At 69.1% G+C, this 16,598-nt stretch carries 17 protein-coding genes; 4 read left to right on the forward strand and 13 right to left on the reverse strand.

Annotation, left to right across the window (positions count from 1 at the left end):
* Positions 1 to 4 precede the first annotated feature (4 nt).
* From TPR58_RS16075 to TPR58_RS16085, 3 genes are read right to left on the reverse strand one after another with little or no spacing between them, the layout of a single operon-like run.
* Positions 5 to 1,981 (reverse strand): ATP-binding protein, encoded by a 1,977-nt coding sequence (locus tag TPR58_RS16075; RefSeq protein ID WP_346247739.1) that lies wholly within the window; start codon positions 1,979 to 1,981, stop codon positions 5 to 7.
* Positions 1,978 to 2,292, reverse strand: a complete 315-nt coding sequence (locus TPR58_RS16080; protein WP_346247740.1) for a DUF3088 family protein — start codon at positions 2,290 to 2,292, stop codon at positions 1,978 to 1,980. The genes TPR58_RS16075 and TPR58_RS16080 overlap by 4 nt, the downstream gene beginning before the upstream one ends.
* Complete coding sequence (locus TPR58_RS16085) at positions 2,289 to 2,786, reverse strand: nuclear transport factor 2 family protein (protein WP_346247741.1); 498 nt, start codon at positions 2,784 to 2,786, stop codon at positions 2,289 to 2,291. The genes TPR58_RS16080 and TPR58_RS16085 overlap by 4 nt, the downstream gene beginning before the upstream one ends.
* Before the next feature lie 185 nt (positions 2,787 to 2,971).
* Between TPR58_RS16085 and TPR58_RS16090 the strand changes: the two genes are divergently transcribed.
* Together TPR58_RS16090 and TPR58_RS16095 are read left to right on the forward strand one after the other, a co-directional pair.
* Complete coding sequence (locus tag TPR58_RS16090) at positions 2,972 to 3,418, forward strand: endonuclease domain-containing protein (RefSeq protein ID WP_346247742.1); 447 nt, start codon at positions 2,972 to 2,974, stop codon at positions 3,416 to 3,418.
* Positions 3,419 to 3,493: 75 nt separating this feature from the next.
* Positions 3,494 to 3,934, forward strand: coding sequence for an endonuclease domain-containing protein (locus TPR58_RS16095; RefSeq protein ID WP_346247743.1), 441 nt, complete (start codon positions 3,494 to 3,496; stop codon positions 3,932 to 3,934).
* A gap of 77 nt (positions 3,935 to 4,011) precedes the next feature.
* Here TPR58_RS16095 and TPR58_RS16100 read toward each other — a convergent pair whose 3' ends face one another.
* The 3 genes from TPR58_RS16100 to TPR58_RS16110 form a co-directional block, all read right to left on the reverse strand.
* Entirely contained in the window at positions 4,012 to 5,613 is a 1,602-nt protein-coding gene (locus TPR58_RS16100) for a carboxyl transferase domain-containing protein (protein WP_346247744.1), read from the reverse strand.
* Between the two features lie 147 nt (positions 5,614 to 5,760).
* The gene (locus TPR58_RS16105) at positions 5,761 to 6,000 is read right to left on the reverse strand and encodes a hypothetical protein (RefSeq protein WP_346247745.1); all 240 of its coding nucleotides are present in this window, start codon (positions 5,998 to 6,000) and stop codon (positions 5,761 to 5,763) included.
* A gap of 41 nt (positions 6,001 to 6,041) precedes the next feature.
* A complete protein-coding gene (locus tag TPR58_RS16110) occupies positions 6,042 to 7,187 on the reverse strand; it encodes an isovaleryl-CoA dehydrogenase (RefSeq protein WP_346247746.1) in 1,146 nt (381 codons plus the stop codon).
* A 92-nt stretch (positions 7,188 to 7,279) separates the two neighbouring features.
* Between TPR58_RS16110 and TPR58_RS16115 the strand changes: the two genes are divergently transcribed.
* Positions 7,280 to 8,146, forward strand: coding sequence for a LysR family transcriptional regulator (locus tag TPR58_RS16115; RefSeq protein WP_346247747.1), 867 nt, complete (start codon positions 7,280 to 7,282; stop codon positions 8,144 to 8,146).
* A gap of 91 nt (positions 8,147 to 8,237) precedes the next feature.
* Positions 8,238 to 8,537, forward strand: coding sequence for a putative quinol monooxygenase (locus TPR58_RS16120; RefSeq protein ID WP_346247748.1), 300 nt, complete (start codon positions 8,238 to 8,240; stop codon positions 8,535 to 8,537).
* Between the two features lie 147 nt (positions 8,538 to 8,684).
* Here the strand turns inward: TPR58_RS16120 and fghA are convergent, their stop codons facing one another.
* The 7 genes from fghA to TPR58_RS16155 all read right to left on the reverse strand — a co-directional run bounded on the left by fghA (position 8,685) and on the right by TPR58_RS16155 (position 16,579).
* A complete protein-coding gene (gene fghA, locus TPR58_RS16125; RefSeq protein ID WP_346247749.1) occupies positions 8,685 to 9,527 on the reverse strand; it encodes an S-formylglutathione hydrolase in 843 nt (280 codons plus the stop codon).
* A 328-nt stretch (positions 9,528 to 9,855) separates the two neighbouring features.
* The gene (locus tag TPR58_RS16130; RefSeq protein ID WP_346247750.1) at positions 9,856 to 11,007 is read right to left on the reverse strand and encodes a winged helix-turn-helix domain-containing protein; all 1,152 of its coding nucleotides are present in this window, start codon (positions 11,005 to 11,007) and stop codon (positions 9,856 to 9,858) included.
* Positions 11,004 to 11,879: an N-acetylmuramic acid 6-phosphate etherase gene (locus tag TPR58_RS16135; protein WP_346247751.1), complete on the reverse strand. Its 876-nt coding sequence runs from the start codon at positions 11,877 to 11,879 to the stop codon at positions 11,004 to 11,006. The genes TPR58_RS16130 and TPR58_RS16135 overlap by 4 nt, the downstream gene beginning before the upstream one ends.
* A gap of 8 nt (positions 11,880 to 11,887) precedes the next feature.
* Entirely contained in the window at positions 11,888 to 12,760 is an 873-nt protein-coding gene (locus TPR58_RS16140) for a glucosamine kinase nucleotide-binding domain-containing protein (RefSeq protein WP_346247752.1), read from the reverse strand.
* Between the two features lie 52 nt (positions 12,761 to 12,812).
* Positions 12,813 to 15,398 carry a bifunctional lysylphosphatidylglycerol flippase/synthetase MprF gene (gene mprF / locus TPR58_RS16145; protein ID WP_346247753.1) on the reverse strand — a complete coding sequence of 862 codons (2,586 nt, stop codon included), beginning with the start codon at positions 15,396 to 15,398 and terminating at the stop codon, positions 12,813 to 12,815.
* A gap of 6 nt (positions 15,399 to 15,404) precedes the next feature.
* Positions 15,405 to 15,821, reverse strand: a complete 417-nt coding sequence (locus TPR58_RS16150; protein WP_346247754.1) for a DUF2147 domain-containing protein — start codon at positions 15,819 to 15,821, stop codon at positions 15,405 to 15,407.
* Entirely contained in the window at positions 15,818 to 16,579 is a 762-nt protein-coding gene (locus TPR58_RS16155; RefSeq protein ID WP_346247755.1) for an AcvB/VirJ family lysyl-phosphatidylglycerol hydrolase, read from the reverse strand. Before TPR58_RS16155 ends, TPR58_RS16150 begins: the two co-directional genes overlap by 4 nt.
* Positions 16,580 to 16,598 lie beyond the last annotated feature (19 nt).

The following is a 16,598-nucleotide window of genomic DNA, read 5'->3' on the forward strand; positions in this document are numbered from 1 at the left end:
TGCGTCACTCGCCCGCCGGTTCGACCCGCACGAGCACGCTGCCCTCGCTCACCTGCGCACCGGTGGCCGCGTTCAGCTCGGCGATCGTGCCGTCGAACGGCGCGGTCAGGCCGTGCTCCATCTTCATCGCCTCGAGCGTCAGCAGCCGCTGACCCTTGGTCACCGCCTCGCCCGCGGAGACCTCGACCGCGGTGACGCGGCCCGGCATCGGCGCCAGCACGGCGCCGTCCGACGCCGCCCCTGCCCCGGCGGTTCCGCGCGGCTCGGCCAGCCGCACCGCGAACAGGTCGGCGGCGCGCGACACCAGCACCGCGTCGCCCCAGGCGGTCAGCTCGATCGGCCGCGCGGCGTCGCCCCCGCGCTCGTCATATTCGTAGATCGACTCGATCTCGGCGGGATCGAACGCGACGACGCTGACCTCGCCCAAGCTCTCGACCGTCACGCGCACGCTGGACGGCGCGTTCAGCCGGAAGCCGGCCAGCCCGGCGGACGCGCTCGCATCCTCGTCCGAAGAAAGGATCATGCCGGTCCAGAAGCTGGGCGGGGTCTCGTCGCGCCGGGTCATGTAGAGCCCAGCCGCCGCGACGCGGATCATGTCGCCATCGGGGCCAGCGGGCCCGCGCAGATCCTCCAGCCGCTGCTCGATCAGCCCGGTCGTCACCTGCCCGGCGCGGACCGCATCGAGGCTCAGCAGCCGTTCGAGGAAGCCGGCATTGGTGCGGACCGGCCAGACAAGCGTCGATCCGGCGGCGGTCGCCAGACCTTCCAGCGCCGCATCGCGATCCTCGCGGTGGACGATCAGCTTGGCGATCATCGGGTCGTAATAGGGGCTGACCTCCGCCCCCTGCTCAACCCCGGTATCGATCCGCAGACCGTCATCCTCGGGGAAGCTCAGCAGGTCGAGCGGCCCGATCGAGGGCAGGAAGCCGCGATCGGCATCCTCGGCATAGAGCCGCGCCTCGAGCGCCCAGCCGTCGATCGCGAGTTCGTCCTGCCGCTTCGGCAGAGCTTCGCCGCTCGCGACGCGCAGCTGCCACTCGACCAGGTCCTGGCCGGTGATCGCCTCGGTCACCGGATGCTCGACCTGGAGCCGGGTGTTCATTTCCATGAACCAGATGCGGTCAGCGCGCAATCCATTACTTGCATCTGCAATGAATTCGATCGTGCCGGCGCCGACATAGTCGACCGCCTTGGCCGCGCGCACCGCCGCGGCGCAGATCGCCTCGCGCGTGGCCTCGTCCATCCCCGGCGCGGGCGCTTCCTCGATCACCTTCTGGTGTCGCCGCTGAAGCGAACAGTCGCGCTCGAACAGGTGGACGACGTTGCCGTGGCTGTCGCCGAACACCTGCACCTCGATATGCCGCGGCGAGAGGATGTATTTCTCGATCAGCACCCGGTCGTCGCCGAACGAGGACGCCGCCTCGCGCTTGCAGCTGGCCAGCGCGTCCATGAACGCCGCCGCATCGTCGACGCGGCGCATCCCCTTGCCGCCGCCGCCGGCGACCGCCTTGATCAGCACCGGATAGCCGATCGCGTCCGCCTCGGCCTTCAGCCGCTCGGCCGACTGGTCCTCGCCGAGATAGCCGGGGGTGACGGGCACGTTGGCCGCGATCATCCGCGCCTTGGCCGCGTCCTTCAGCCCCATGGCGCGGATACTGTCGGGCCTGGGCCCGACCCACACCAGCCCGGCGGCGATCACCGCCTCGGCGAAATCGGCATTCTCCGACAGGAATCCATAGCCGGGATGAATCGCCTGCGCGCCGGTAGCCCGTGCCGCGGCGATGATCTTCTCGCCGACCAGGTAGGAGTCGCGCGCCGGCGCCGGGCCGATCGCGACCGCCGCGTCCGCAAGGCGCACGTGCAGCGCCTGCGCGTCGGCATCGGAATGGACCGCGATCGTGCGGATCCCCAGCGCGCGGGCGGTGCGGATGATGCGGCAGGCGATCTCGCCGCGATTGGCGATGAGCAGGGACTGGATCATGGATGTCGTTCCGGAAAGCCGTGGCGGGTGTGCAGCGCCGCGAGCAGCGCCTCGATCTCGTTGACGAACCCGCCCTCAGCAAGGGCGAGCGCGGGCAGGTTCTGGTTGGCCTCGCCGATCGCATCGACCACCGCCGCGCGCGGGCGCGGCCACGGGACGCGGACCAGCTCGATCCCCGCCGCCCGATCGGGAAAGGCGGCGAGCAGCCCTTCGACGGTGATGCAGTCCTTGCAGTAGAAGCTGCGGCCCGGAAATTCCGGGTCGGCGAACTCGGCCTCGAGCACGAACAGGCGATCGCGCGCGGCGGTCATGCGGGGCATCCGGTCTTGCGCTGCGTCCAGCTCAGGTTGACGATCCGCCAGCTTCCACCCTCGCGGACCAGGTCGGCGTGATTGGTGCCGCAATGGCTGACCCTGCCGTCGATCAGGAAGACATAGGGCACCCAGACCATCGCCAGGTCGCCATCGACCTCGATCGCCGGGGTCGACAGCCGTTCCTCGAACCGCTCCGGCCCGGGGGCGACGGCCTTGGCCCAGTCGGACCAGCGCTGATGGGTGATCCGGGGTGCAGCCTCGCCCTGCTCGACGACCGTCACGATGCCCTCTGGCTTGACCAGCGCGAGCGCGGCCTGACCGTCGCGCTCTGCGATGGCGCGGGTGAGCGCGGCGATCGGGGCCATGACGGCGGCCGCGTCGGGGTCGTCATAGGGGAGCGGGTTGGCCGGGGGGAGCTTTGGCGTGGGCGTGGTCTGGGCGGCGGCGATGCCGGGGGCCAGGAGCGCGGCGGCGAGGAGGAGGTGGCGCATTACTGGTGTCTCGCTCTTTCAATACATGGGCGGCCCCTCCACCACGCCGCTGCGCGGCGCGGTCCCCCTCCCCGAGCAAGCTCGGGGAGGATTGAAGCGGGCGAGCGATGCGTTAGGTTTCCATTCCTCCCCGAGCTTGTCTCGGGGAGGGGGACCATGCGCAGCATGGTGGAGGGGCAGAAGCGGTGTTCAAGGACAGGTCGCCGAAGGGGAATCGCAACTCCATCCGTCGCGCCCGGGCGCAACGCCGGGAGATGAGCCTGCCCGAAGTCCTGCTGTGGCAGGCGCTGCGCACCCGGCCGGAGCAGCTGAAATTCCGCCGCCAGCATCCGAGCGGCGAGTACAGCCTCGACTTCTACTGCGGCGACGCCGCGCTGGCGATCGAGGTAGACGGGGAGGCGCATTCGCGTGGCGACCGGCCGGCGCGGGACGAGCGACGCGACGCGTGGCTGGCAGAGCGCGGGATCGAGACGTTGCGGGTGCCGGCGAGCGTGGTTCTGCGCGATCCGGCTGACGCGGCCGACGCTATCGTGGCGGTAGCGGTGGCGCGGCTGCCCCTCCACCACCCCGCTGCGCGGGGCGGTCCCCCTCCCCGAGCAAGCTCGGGGAGGATTGCAGAAGGACACAGGTGAGGACATCTTCTTGATCCTCCCCGAGCTTGTCTCGGGGAGGGGGACCATGCGAAGCATGGTGGAGGGGCAGAAGCGGTGTTCAAGGACAGGTCGCCGAAGGGGAATCGCAACTCCATCCGCCGATCTCGGGCGCAGCGCCGCGAGATGAGCCTGCCCGAAGTCCTGCTGTGGCAGGCGCTGCGCACCCGTCCGGAGCATCTGAAATTCCCCCGCCAGCATCCGAGCGGCGAGTACAGCCTCGACTTCTACTGCGGCGACGCCGCGCTGGCGATCGAGGTGGACGGGGAGGCGCATTCGCGTGGCGACCGGCCGGCGCGGGACGAGCGACGCGACGCGTGGCTGGCAGAGCGCGGGATCGAGACGTTGCGGGTGCCGGCGAGCGTGGTTCTGCGCGATCCGGTTGCGGCGGCCGACGCTGTCGTGGCGGTAGCGGTGGCGCGGCTGCCCCTCCACCACCCCGCTGCGCGGGGCGGTCCCCCTCCCCGAGACGAGCTCGGGGAGGATCGAGGAAGGTAATGCGCCAGATCCTCCCCGAGCTTGTCTCGGGGAGAGGGACCATGCGGCGCATGGTGGAGGGGCCGGCGCCTCTCCCATCACATCCGGAACACGCCGAACTGCGCGCGCTCCGGGATCGGGGCGTTCAGCGTCGCGCTGAATGCCAGGCCCAGGACGTCGCGGGTCTGCGCCGGGTCGATGATGCCGTCGTCCCACAGCCGCGCGGTCGCGTGCCACGGGTTGCCCTCTTCCTCATAGCGTGCGCGGATCGGTGCCTTGAACGCCTCTGCCTGGTCGGGCGTCCAGCTGTCGGCGTCGCGGTGGACGGTGGCCAGCACGCTGGCGGCCTGTTCGCCGCCCATCACCGAGATGCGGCTGTTGGGCCAGCTGAACAGGAAGCGCGGCGAATAGGCGCGGCCGCACATGCCGTAATTGCCGGCGCCGAAGCTGCCGCCGATCAGCACGGTGATCTTCGGCACGCTGGCCGTGGCGACCGCGGTGACCAGCTTGGCACCGTGCTTGGCGATGCCCTCGGCCTCATACTTGCCGCCGACCATGAAGCCGGAGATGTTCTGAAGGAACAGCAGCGGGATGCGACGCTGGCAGGCGAGTTCGATGAAGTGCGCGCCCTTCACCGCGCTCTCGCTGAACAGCACGCCGTTGTTCGCCAGGATCGCGACCGGGATGCCCCAGATATGGGCGAAGCCGCACACCAGCGACGTGCCGTACAGCGCCTTGAACTCGTGAAACTCGCTGCCGTCGACCAGCCGGGCGATGATCTCGTGCACGTCATAGGGCGCACGCACGTCCTGCGGCACGATGCCGTAGAGGTCGTCCGCGTCGAACTTCGGCGCGCGCGGGTCCTGCAGGTTCACATCGGCCTGGCGATCGGGCTGGAGCGTGCTGACGATGTCGCGGACGATGGTCAGCGCATGCTCGTCATTCTCGGCGACATGATCGACCACGCCCGAACGGCGGCCATGCAGGTCGCCGCCGCCCAGATCCTCGGCGCTGATCACCTCGCCCGTCGCCGCCTTAACCAGCGGCGGGCCCGCCAGGAAGATCGTGCCCTGATTGCGCACGATCACGGACTCGTCCGACATGGCCGGAACATAGGCGCCGCCGGCGGTGCAGCTGCCCATCACGCAGGCGATCTGCGGAATGCCCAGCGCCGACATGTTCGCTTGGTTGAAGAAGATCCGGCCGAAATGGTCGCGGTCGGGAAACACCTCAGCCTGGTGCGGCAGGTTCGCGCCGCCGCTGTCGACCAGATAGATGCACGGCAGGCGGTTCTGCTCGGCGATCTCCTGGGCGCGGAGATGCTTCTTGACCGTCATCGGGTAATAGGTGCCGCCCTTCACCGTCGCATCGTTGCACACGATCATACAGGTGCGGCCCGACACCCGGCCAATGCCGGCGATCAGCCCCGCGCCGGGCACCTCGCCGTCATAAAGGTCGCCGGCGGCAAGCTGCCCGATCTCGAGGAACGGCGCGCCTGGATCCAGCAGTCGCTCGACCCGCTCGCGCGGCAGCAGCTTGCCGCGCGCGATGTGGCGTTCGCGCGACGCGGCGCTGCCGCCGAGCGCGGCCTGCGCGACATCGGCGCGAAGCTGCTCCGCCAACGCGCGGTTGTGCGCGGCGTTGGCCTTGAAGGTTTCGCTGTCGCTGGAGAGGCTGGTCTGCAGGACTGGTGCGCTCATTGGAAACGCCCCCAGCTGCGGCGATCCGCAACGAGCTCCCCTCCCGTCCAGCGAGGGGAATGGGACGGCGCTTGGTAATGACCGTTGTTGATGCTCGAGAGGCGGACCCTGACCGATTTACTCACAGATACCTCTCCAGTGTCACATTTATTCATATTTGCCGCGATCCAGCCAGCGACCAAGGAGCCGGCCAAGCATGAAGAAAAGCAGCGAAATCAATCCCACTCCCCAAAGTACTACGTCAAACTCCGCAGCGCCCGTCGCAGCCGCCAGCGCTGCCAGACCCGCAGCCAGACCGAGAACAATCGCAACGTGCATGAGGAAATGGGTTCTCATGGTCCGGCCATACGCGATCATGAACGTTGCAAGCAGAGCGGTACCAAGCATCAATTTCCCCCGAATCGTCGAACGGCCAGAGTGACCGGGGATCAGGCCCCGATCAACTCGCGGCCGATCAGCATGCGGCGGATCTCGTTGGTGCCGGCGCCGATGTCGAGCAGCTTGGCATCGCGGGCGAATCGTTCGACCGGCCAGTCCTTGGTGTATCCCGCGCCGCCCAGCGCCTGGATCGCCTCCAGCGACACCCGCACCGCATTTTCCGACGCCAGCAGGATCGCGCCCGCCGCATCGAAGCGCGTGGTGCGGCCCGCGTCGCAATTCTTGGCGACGGTGTAGACATAGGCGCGCGCGGAATTGAGCGCGACATACATGTCGGCGACCTTGGCCTGCATCAGCTGGAAGCTGCCGATCGGCTGGCCGAACTGCTTGCGCTCGCGCAGATAGGGCACGACCACGTCGAGGCAGGCCTGCATGATGCCCAGCTGGATCCCGGCCAGCACGGTGCGCTCATAGTCGAGCCCGCTCATCAGCACGCCGACGCCGCCATTGACCGGCCCCATGACATTCTCGTCGGGCACCTCGCAATCGTCGAACACCAGTTCGGCGGTCGGCGATCCGCGCATGCCCATCTTGTCGATCTTCTGGCCGATCGAGAAGCCTGGCATGTCCTTCTCGATCAGGAAGGTGGTGATGCCGCGGCTGCCCTCGCCGGTCTTGGCATAGACGACCAGCGTGTCCGCATAGGCGGCGTTGGTGATCCAGAATTTGGTGCCGTTCAGCACATAGCCGCGGTCGGTCTTCTCGGCGCGCAGCTTCATGCCGACCACGTCGGACCCTGCCCCGCTCTCGGACATGGCGAGGCTGCCGACATGCTCGCCCGAGATCAGCTTTGGCAGATATTTCGCCTTCTGATCGTCATTCGCCCAGCGCGCGATCTGGTTGACGCACAGGTTGGAGTGCGCGCCATAGCTGAGACCGATCGAGGCCGAGGCGCGCGACACTTCCTCGCACGCGATGACATGTTCGAGATAGCCCAGGCCCAGCCCGCCCCATTGCTCGTCAACGGTGATGCCGTGCAGGCCCAGTTCGCCCATCGCCGGCCACAGGTCGCGCGGGAACCAGTCCTCGGCATCGATCTTCGCGGCCAGCGGTTCGATCCGCTCCCTGGCGAAGCGCGCGGTCGTGTCGCGGATCATCTCCGCATTCTCGCCGATGCCGAAGTCCAGTTCGCTCATTCAGCCTCTCCAAAATCCGTTGCGCCATCCCTAGCACCCGCATTGACACAAGAGAAATTGAAGGTCTTCGCGGAACATCATAGATGGTATCTATGATCGACCGCTACCTGCTCCGCTATTTCCTGACCGTGATGGACAGCGGCAATTTCTCCCGCGCGGCGGCGCAGTGCAATGTCTCGCAGCCGACGCTGTCGGTCGGCATCGCCAAGCTGGAACGCCTGTTGGGGCGCACCTTGTTCCATCGCACCAACCGCCGGGTCGAGCTGACCGAGGCGGGGGTGCAGTTCGCCGGCCATGCGCGCCGGATCGAGAGCGAGTTCGCCGCGGCGGAGCGATCGCTGGTCGGTGACGGCGCGACGCGGCCGACGCTGCGGCTGGGCATCCTCGCCAGCATCCCCGCCGACTGGATCGGCGCGCTGGCCGCCCGCTTCGCGCAGCGGCTGGGCGAGGAGCGGATCGAGGTTTCGGAAGGGCGCGAGGGCGAGTTGCTCGAACGGCTGAAGCGCGGACGGATCGATGCGGCGCTGACGATCGTGCGCCAGGGCGATGGCGAGGTGCTGCGCAGCGAGGGCTATGCGCTTGCGCTGCCGGCCAGCCACAGGCTGGCGCAGCAGCCGGTAGTCGAGGCCGAGGCGCTGGCGGGCGACGTGATGATCGTGCGTCGCCACTGCGAATTGCTGGCCGAGACCAGCCGTCACTTCACCGCCCGCGGGGTCCGTCCCTTCTTCACCGCCCGCACGACCAGCGACGACCGCGCGCTGGCGATGGTGCGCGCCGGGCTGGGCGTGACGGTGATGCCGGACGGGTTCGCGGCCGACGGCGTCGCCCGCCCGCGCCTGGCCGGGTTCGACCATGTCCGCCAGATCGGGCTGATGCTGGGCGCCCATGTCGCGGACGAGGTGCGCGAGGGGTCGCCGGCGCTGGCTGCGGTGCGCGAGGTGATTTCGGCGGGGCGGTGATTCGGCCCGGGATGACTGGCCAAGGTGGGCAGAGTCATTCGACAGTCGATCGGCCGCTTTCCATCGCATGATCCCGCCGATACGCTTGGGCATGTTGCTGATCGTAGGAACCGTGCGCGTACCGGCGCAGAATATGGACGCCGCACGCCCAATCATGAAACAGATGGCGGACGCCAGTCGCCTGGAGCAAGGCTGCGTCGAATATGGCTATGCGGAAGATGTGTTCGAGCCCGGGCTCATCCACGTAAAGGAGATGTGGACCGATCAGGGCGCCCTGGATCGCCACTTCGCTTCCGCTCATCTTGCCGAGTGGCGTGCGGCGTGGCCCAGCCTCGGCATCCGCGATCGCAATCTGCGCGTCTACGAAGTTACGGAAGCTCGCACGACGTAGAAACCGGTCGTCGACCCGCGAGGATATACAGAAGCCGGCCAAGCAGATTTGAAGCCAAGGCAGACCCGTACCACCCTCAGGGGGAGCGATTGCCTCAAGTTGCGACCCGATGCTCATATTGAGCCGCGCAAGTGACGCAGGGCTCGCTCACCCCTTCAGCCGCGCCGCATGCCAGGCGACATGGTCCGGCAGGAAGGTCGAGATGAAGTAATAGCTGTGGTCGTAGCCCGGCTGCATGCGCAGCGTCAGGTCGATGCCCGCCGCCTTGCAGGCTTCGGCCAGCAGTTCGGGCTTGAGCTGCTCGGTCAGGAACTGGTCGCCATCGCCCTGGTCGACCAGCAGCTCGGACACGCGGGCACCGTCCTCGATCAGGGCGCAGGCGTCATACTCGCGCCATGCCGCACGGTCGTCGCCGAGATAGCCGCCCAGCGCCTTGTCGCCCCAGGGGCATTGGCTGGGCGCAACGATCGGCGAGAAGGCGGAGATCGAGCGGAAGCGGCCCGGATTGCGCAGGCCGATGGTCAGCGCGCCGTGCCCGCCCATCGAATGGCCGGTGATCGACTGGCGATCCAGGTCGGCCATCGGGAATTCGGCGGCGATCAGCGCGGGCAGGTCCTGCTCGATATAGCTGCGCATCCGGAAATGCCCGGCCCAGGGATCGCGCGTCGCGTCGACATAGAAGCCGGCACCCTGGCCGAAATCATAGCCATCGTCGTCGGCCACGTCCTGCCCGCGCGGACTGGTGTCGGGCGCGATCAGGATGACGCCCTGTTCGGCGCAGGCGGCGCGGAACTCGCCCTTTTCGGTCACATTGGCGTGGGTGCAGGTCAGGCCGGAGAGATACCAGAGCACCGGCAGCTTCGCGCCCTCCTCGTGCGGGGGGACATAGGCGGAGAAGACCATGTCGGTGCTGGTCGTCTCCGATGCGTGGCGATAGACGCCCTGGGTGCCGCCATGGGCCTTGAAGGTCGACAGGGTCTCGATCGGCATTGCGCGTGCTCCCGTGGTGGCCGCGCGAGGGGTGCGCGATGTCGGGCGGGGGATCAAGGGTGAATGGGCTCGGGCGTCGATGGCAGCGAGCCCGTTTCCTCCCCAGGAGCCTGCGGCTCCGGGGGAGGGGACCGCGATGCGCAGCATCGTGGTGGAGGGGGCTGCAACAGACGTGGTGGACCCCCTCCACCATTCGCTGCGCGAATGAACAGGTGAGATTGCCCCCGGCAATCTCACCTGTTCATTCCCCTCCCCCGTATGCGCAGCATCCTGGGGAGGAAAAGCTTGGGACTAAGCGCTGCGTTCGAGCGGATGACGGCTGGATGGATTAGGCTCGCGTCAGGCCCAGCCAGCTTGCCATTTCGTGGAGTTCTACCTCCAGTTCCTGCATCGTCTCGCCGGGTGCTGCGGGTTCGAGGTGGATCGACTGGACCCGCAGCCGCCCCGCCTGGCGATCCGCCTTCAGGTCGACGCGCGCGGCCAGCTGGTCGCCCAGCAGGAAGGGCAGGTCGTAATAGCCGTGGCTGCGTTTGTCGGCGGGGGTGTAGATGCCGATGCGGTAGCGGAAGCCGAACATCCGTTCGGTGCGGTCGCGTTCCCAGATCAGCGGGTCGAACGGGGCCAGCAGCGCGCGGGCTGCGATGCGGCGGGGGCGTCTGGCTTCCGGGTGCAAATAGGCGCGGCGGCTCCAGCCGGCGACTTCGGCGGGGATCAGGCGGCCCGCCTCGACCAGCGCGGCGATGGCGGGATCGCCCTGGGCGGGCCGCAGGCGGAAATAGTCGCGCAGTTCGATGGCGGTGGCGACGCCCAGTGCGCGGGCGCCCCGCTCGATCAGCGCCTGGTGCGCCTCGGCTTCGTCAGGGGTCGGCAGGTCGAGGATGGCGCGCGGGATCACCCGTTCGGTCAGGTCGTAGACGCGCTCGAAACTGCCGCGCCGCGTCGCGGTGGTGACATGGCCGGCATAGAACAGCCATTCGAGGATACGCTTGGCATCGCCCCAGTCCCACCAGCCGGCGCGGCTGCGGCCTTCCTCGAAATCGGAGACCGCCATCGGTCCCTGGTCGCGGATGCGGTCGACCACCCCGACCGCCTCGGCGCGGCGCTCGGTCGCGAAGACGCGCATCGCCTTCCAGCCGAAGCTGCCGCGGTCGGCGCTGGCCATGCGCCAGCGCAGCAGCGGATGCAGGTCGAGCGGAAGCAAGGACGCCTCGTGCGCCCAATATTCGAACATGCGCCGATCACGCGTCACGCCCCAGGCGGCGCGATCGAGCAAGGTGCGGTCATAGCTGCCGAGGCGCGAGAAGGCCGGGAGGTAATGGGCCCGCGAGATCACGTTGACGCTGTCGATCTGGAAGAGCCCGAGGCGGTCGAGCGTACGCAGCACATGCGCCCTGCCCGGCATGTCCGGCCGCCGGGTGCCGAAGCCCTGCGCCGCCAGTGCGATGCGTCGCGCCTGGGCGGCAGTCAGGCGTTCGCTCACTGCTCCAGCGTCGCGCGCAGGCTTCCCCCTGCAGCATCGAGCCGGGCGGCGGCATCTTCGGGCGACGCGCCGCGTGCGATCAGGACCGCGCGGCGGATGTCGCGGCCGGCAGCCTCGAGTGCGGCGCCGGCGGCATCCTCGTCCACGCCGGCCAGCCGCGCGACCATCGCCCTGCCCCGAACCTGCAGCTTGGCATTGGCCATGCGCATCGCGACCATCTGGCCGCGATAGACATAGCCCAGGCGGATCATCGTCGCGGTCGAGAACAGGTTGAGCGCCGCCTTTTGCGCGGTGCCCGCCTTCATCCGGGTCGACCCGGCGACGATTTCGCTGCCGGTATCGACCAGCACCGCGTGCTCGGCGGCACGGAGCAGCGGCGTGTCGGGATTGTTGGCGATGGCAAGCGTCAGTGCGCCTGCCGCGCGTGCCGCCTCGATCGCGGCGACGGTGTAGCGCGTCCGGCCGCTGGCGGCGACGCCGATCACGACATCGTTCGCGCCGACCCCGGCGGCCGCGATCTCGGCGCGCGCGGCATCGGCGTCATCCTCGGCACCCTCGACCGCTTCGGTCAGCGCGCGGAGCCCGCCGGCCATCAGATAGACCTGCCGCGCCTCGGGCCAGCCATAGGTCGGCCCGAGTTCGACCCCGTCCTGCACCGCGACGCGGCCAGAGGTGCCCGCGCCGGCATAGACCAGCCGCCCGCCCGCGCGCAGCCGCCCGGCCGCAGCCTCGGCCGCGGCGGCGATCGCCCGGGCCTGGCCCTGCAGCGCCGCGACGGCGGCCAGTTGCCCCTCGATCATCGCCTGGACCGCGTTGCCCGTCGGCCACAGGTCGATATCGGTGAAACGCGGGTCGATGCTCTCGGTGGACATGGCTGCCTTCAGTTCGTGGGAGCGGCGCGGTAGCCGGCGAGCAGCAGCGCGCCGTCGAGCGGATCGCCCTGCGGCTCGACCAGCTTGGCGGTGGTGCGCTCGCGCAGCCAGGGACGCATTCGCCGCGACAGGCCACCGGCCAGCGCGCAGCGCGGCGCACCCTGGGCGTAGATCGTCTCGATGAAGATCTCGATATGCTGGGCGGCATCCTCGACGATCGACCGGGCGATCGAATCGTCATTCTCGGCATAGTCCATCACCAGCGGCGCGAGCGCGGCATAGTCCCTGGGCGTCGCTTCATCCATCCAGGCGACGGCGCGAGCGGTCTCGTGCCCGAAGCGGGCGGCGACGGCGATCGACAGCGGCGTGCGCCGGGTCCGGCCGTCGAGCGCGCGCAGCGCGTGGCGCATCGCGCTGAGACCGACGGCGGCGCCGCTGCCCTCGTCGGAGATGGGGAAGCCATAGCCGCCGATCGAGAAGTCGCGCCCGTCGACGCGGACCAGCGCGATGCTGCCCGTGCCGATCACCAGCGTCGCACCGTCGGCGCCGCCATGCGCGCCGATATTGGCGATGACCGCGTCGGTCTCATAGGCGACCGAGGCGAAGGGGAAGTCGAGATCGACCAGGCTGTCACGCACGCCGGGGCGCGAGATGCCGGCGATGCCCATGCCCGCGCGGATCGTGCGGACCTGATCCGCGTCCAGCCCGGCGGCCTCGATCGCCTGACCGGCGGCGTCCCACAAGGTGGCGTAGAGCAGGTCCATCCCGATCCGGGCATTGGCGGGACCGGTCTCTCCGGTGCCCAGGATCGTGCCGCGCGCGTCGATCAGGCGGCTGCGGCAATGGCTCCCGCCCGCGTCGATGCCGAGATAATAGACCATGGGCGGTTCCTCTTCGCTGGCCCGGTGGGGGTCAAGCGAAATCGGGGCGGGTTCACGCCACCAGCCGGAGCCTGCGCGCGGCGCTGCGCTTGCCGCCGCCGATCAGCGTCTGGAGGTCGATCATCCCGCGCGCCAGCCCCAGCCCGTGCGGCCCGGCGATGTAGCGGGGCGACCAGACCGGGCCGAACTTCTCCTTGTACGCGCGCAGCCCCTCGAACCCGTAAAAGGCGTCGCCGTGACGGTAGAGCAGCCCGCCGATCCGCGCCCAGACCGGCGCCAGGCGGCGGGACTCGATGCCAGACAGCGGCGCCATGCCGAGGTTGAACCAGCGATAGCCCTGGCCCTTGCCCCATTGCATCAGCCGGACGAACAGATAGTCCATCGTGCCGTACGGCATGTCGTCGAGGTGGCGCATCAGGTCGACCGACAGCTCCTCGCGATTCTCGGTCGCCCAGATGTTGGCGAAGGCGACGATGCGCCCCCCTGCCCGGACGACCGCGCAATCGAACCGGCCGAGATAGGCGGGGTCGAAGCGTCCGACCGAGAAGGATTTCTCGCTCTGTCCCTTCGCCGCCAGCCAGGCATCGGATACCGCGCGCAGCTCGGGCAGGATCGTGTCCATCGCATGTGCCGGAACGATGGCGAATTCGGCGCCCTCGCGCGCGGCGCGCCGATCGGCGTGGCGCAGCGACTTCATGTCGGGGCCGTCCATGGTGAAGGCCGCCAGGTCGACGCGCGCCTCCTCGCCATATTTGGCAAGCTGGAGCCCCAGGTCGATCGCAATCGGCAGCGCGTCGGTCGAGATCTGGTAGAGGAGCAGCCGGCCCTGCGCGGCATCGACCATCTCGCGCAACTGCCACAGCAATTCGCCCCATTGCTCGCGCGGGCCGACCGGATCGCCCATCACGATCCAGCTCTGGCCCTGGACCTGGTACATCACCACCGCGTCGCCGCTGGCGGAGCGCAGGAACCTTTTGTCGCCGGTATAGGCGAGCAAGGCGTCGGTGCGGTTCGACTGGGCAAGCGCGGCGCCGGGCAGTTCGCCGTCCGCCGCGACAGGATCCGCGCGCGGCGGCCGGGCATGGCCGAACCAGTGCCAGATGACGACGCACAGCAGCACCACCGCCGATCCGAAGCTGGCGCGCAGGAAGCGCGAGGCATCGCCCTTCCAGGCGAAATGCCACCACATCTCGCTCTGGTAGTCGACATGCTTGAAGGCGAAGAAGCCGATCCAGGTGGCCAGCCCGACCGCGAGCAGCACCGACATCAGCGAGCGCGCCGATCCGATCGCGCTGGTCAGCGCGGTCTTGCGGTAGAAGGCCCCGTGCGAGAGCTGGAGCAGGCCGGCGATGACCAGCAGGATCGCCGCCTCCTCATAATCCACGCCCTTGGCGAGCGAGAAGATCGCACCCGCGACCAGCAGCGCGCGGCACAGGTGGAAGGCGGCGTCGAGGCGCCGGTACAGGCCGGGCGCGATCAGCAGCAGCGCGGTGCCCGCCAGGCTGGCGGCGATATGCGATGCCTCGATGAAGGGCAGCGGCGCGAAGGCGTGGAGCGCGCGCAGCCGGTGCGGAATGGCGGGCAGCGATCCCGAGACCAGCAGCACGACCCCGCCGACGAACACCAGCGCGGACAGGACGGTGGGGGCGAGGCCGCCCAGCGCCATCTGCATCGCGCCCATCGCGGTCGCCAGCGGCTGGCGCAGGCGGCGGCGCTCATGGATGGCCAGCATCGCCGCGGCCACGATCAGCGGCAGGATATAATAGACGACGCGGTAGAGGATCAGCGCCGCCAGGATGTGCGATGGCTCGACCCCCGGCATCACGGCGATGATCACCGCCTCGAACACGCCGACCCCGCCGGGAACATGGGTGACCAGAGCGGCGATGATCGCCAGCGCATAGCCGAGGAAGAAGATCGGGAACTGCCCCGCGCTGGCGCCGGGCACGAGCACCAGCAGCGCGGCGCTGGCCGCGGCAAGGTCGAGCGCGGAGATGGCGATCTGGGCCAGTGCCTGGGTGCGGCCCGGCAGGTTGAACCGCCAGCGCAGCACGCGCACCTCGTGATTGCCGCCGCGCAACAGGCACAGCACCGCCAGCGCCGCCGCCAGGATCACCAGCCCCAGCCCGCGCTGGACTGCACCGGGGATCGCCAGCCCGGCCAGGTCGAGCCGGCCGCCATGGACGCTGAGCGCGACCCCCGCCATCACGAAGATGCCGGCCCAGAAGGTCACGCTGGCAGTCGCGATCACGCGGACGATGTCGGGCGTCTCCAGCCCCGCCGCGCTGTACACGCGGTAGCGCGCCGATCCGCCGGTCAGCAGCGCGAAGCCGAAATTATGGCTGAGCGTATAGCTGGTCAGCGACGCGAGCGCCGCGGTGCGATAGGGCAGCGGCTTGCCGACGATGCGCAGCGCCAGCACGTCGTAGAAGGTCAGCATCAGATAGCTGGCCGCGGTCAGCAGCACCGCCGCGACCAGCTGCCAGGCGCTGACCGCCGAGATGGCATGGCGCACGTCGCGCCAGCGCACTTCGCTGAGCAGCGCGTGGAGCGCCGCGAAACCCAGCAGCGCGAGCAGCAGCACCGCGACGCCCTGGATCGCGACCCGGTGACGGCGATAGAGGCTGGCGGCGGACATGGCGGGTCAGGCCCGCTGCCAGATCTGGGACTTGCAGATCCATCCGCCCAGGATGCAGCCGCTGATCTTCAGGCTGTTCGGCCCCTCCTGCTGGATGGTCGAGTAATAGCTGCGGCCCATGTCGGGCACATAGACCCGGCCCTGCCACTTGCCCTGGCCGGTCGAATGATAGTCCTGGAGGAGTTCGGTGCCGATCAGCTTGGCGACGCCGCTGTCGCTGGCGTCCTTCAGCGCCTGGGGGCTGGCCCAGACGACCCAGCCGCATAATTTGTCGCCGCACGGGCCGGTCTTCACCTTCACGCTGCCATGCGGATTGACCCAGGTGCCGTCGACCCCGGTGGCGGGCGCCTGGGCCGACAGCGGGGTCGAAGTCAGTGCGAGTGCGCCGAGTGCGGCGACGGCCGCGATACGAGAGACGCTCATGATCTGTTTCCCTTGGACATGTTGGGAGCCTGATCCGACGCGACCACCGCCTGGTGCAGGACGCGGTAGAGCGCATCGGAGTCATAGTTGAGATAATGGCCGCCCGGCAATGCGACGCGCCGCATGTTGGGCTGGGTCAGCCTGGGGCACAGGCTGTCCTTTTCCTCGGCGCCCTGGACGCACAGCGCGCGGATCCAGGTGAGCTGCCGCGCGGTCGGCAGCGCGGCCGCATCGGGATCGGAGAAGGTCAGCATCTCGGCCGGGCTGGCCTGGTAATAGACGGTGTCGGTCGGGACCACGAGCGCGACCAGCTGTACCCTGGCGCGCAGATCGGCGGGAAGACCGGTCAGCCCGACATGCAGCATGTCGGCGCCGAAGGATTGGCCGATCAGCACGAGGTGGTCGACATTCGGCATCTTCAGCGCGCGCTCGACCGACTCGCGGATCAGCGCCTGGACTTCCTGCGGCGTGCGGCGATTGCGGAAATAGGCGAGCGAGCTGACGCCGAGCACCGGCACGCCATCGGCGGTGAAACCCTTCGCGATCGGCGGGCCCATGCCCACGCGGAAGCCCATGTCGCCCGAGACGATCACGACGCCCAGGCCGCGTTCGCCAGGCGCGGCCTGCGCCGTTGCCGGCATCTCGAAGAACACCGGCCCGCCGAGATAGCCGATATAGCGCAGCCAGCCGGCTGCCCCGGCCAGCACGACCAGCAGCGCGACAAGCGAGGTCCACAGGGCACGACGCGGTTTGCGCATCACATCTTCCTATCCGTTC

The organism is Sphingomonas rustica (assembly GCF_039652585.1).
Classification (GTDB): Bacteria; Pseudomonadota; Alphaproteobacteria; order Sphingomonadales; family Sphingomonadaceae; genus Sphingomonas; species Sphingomonas rustica.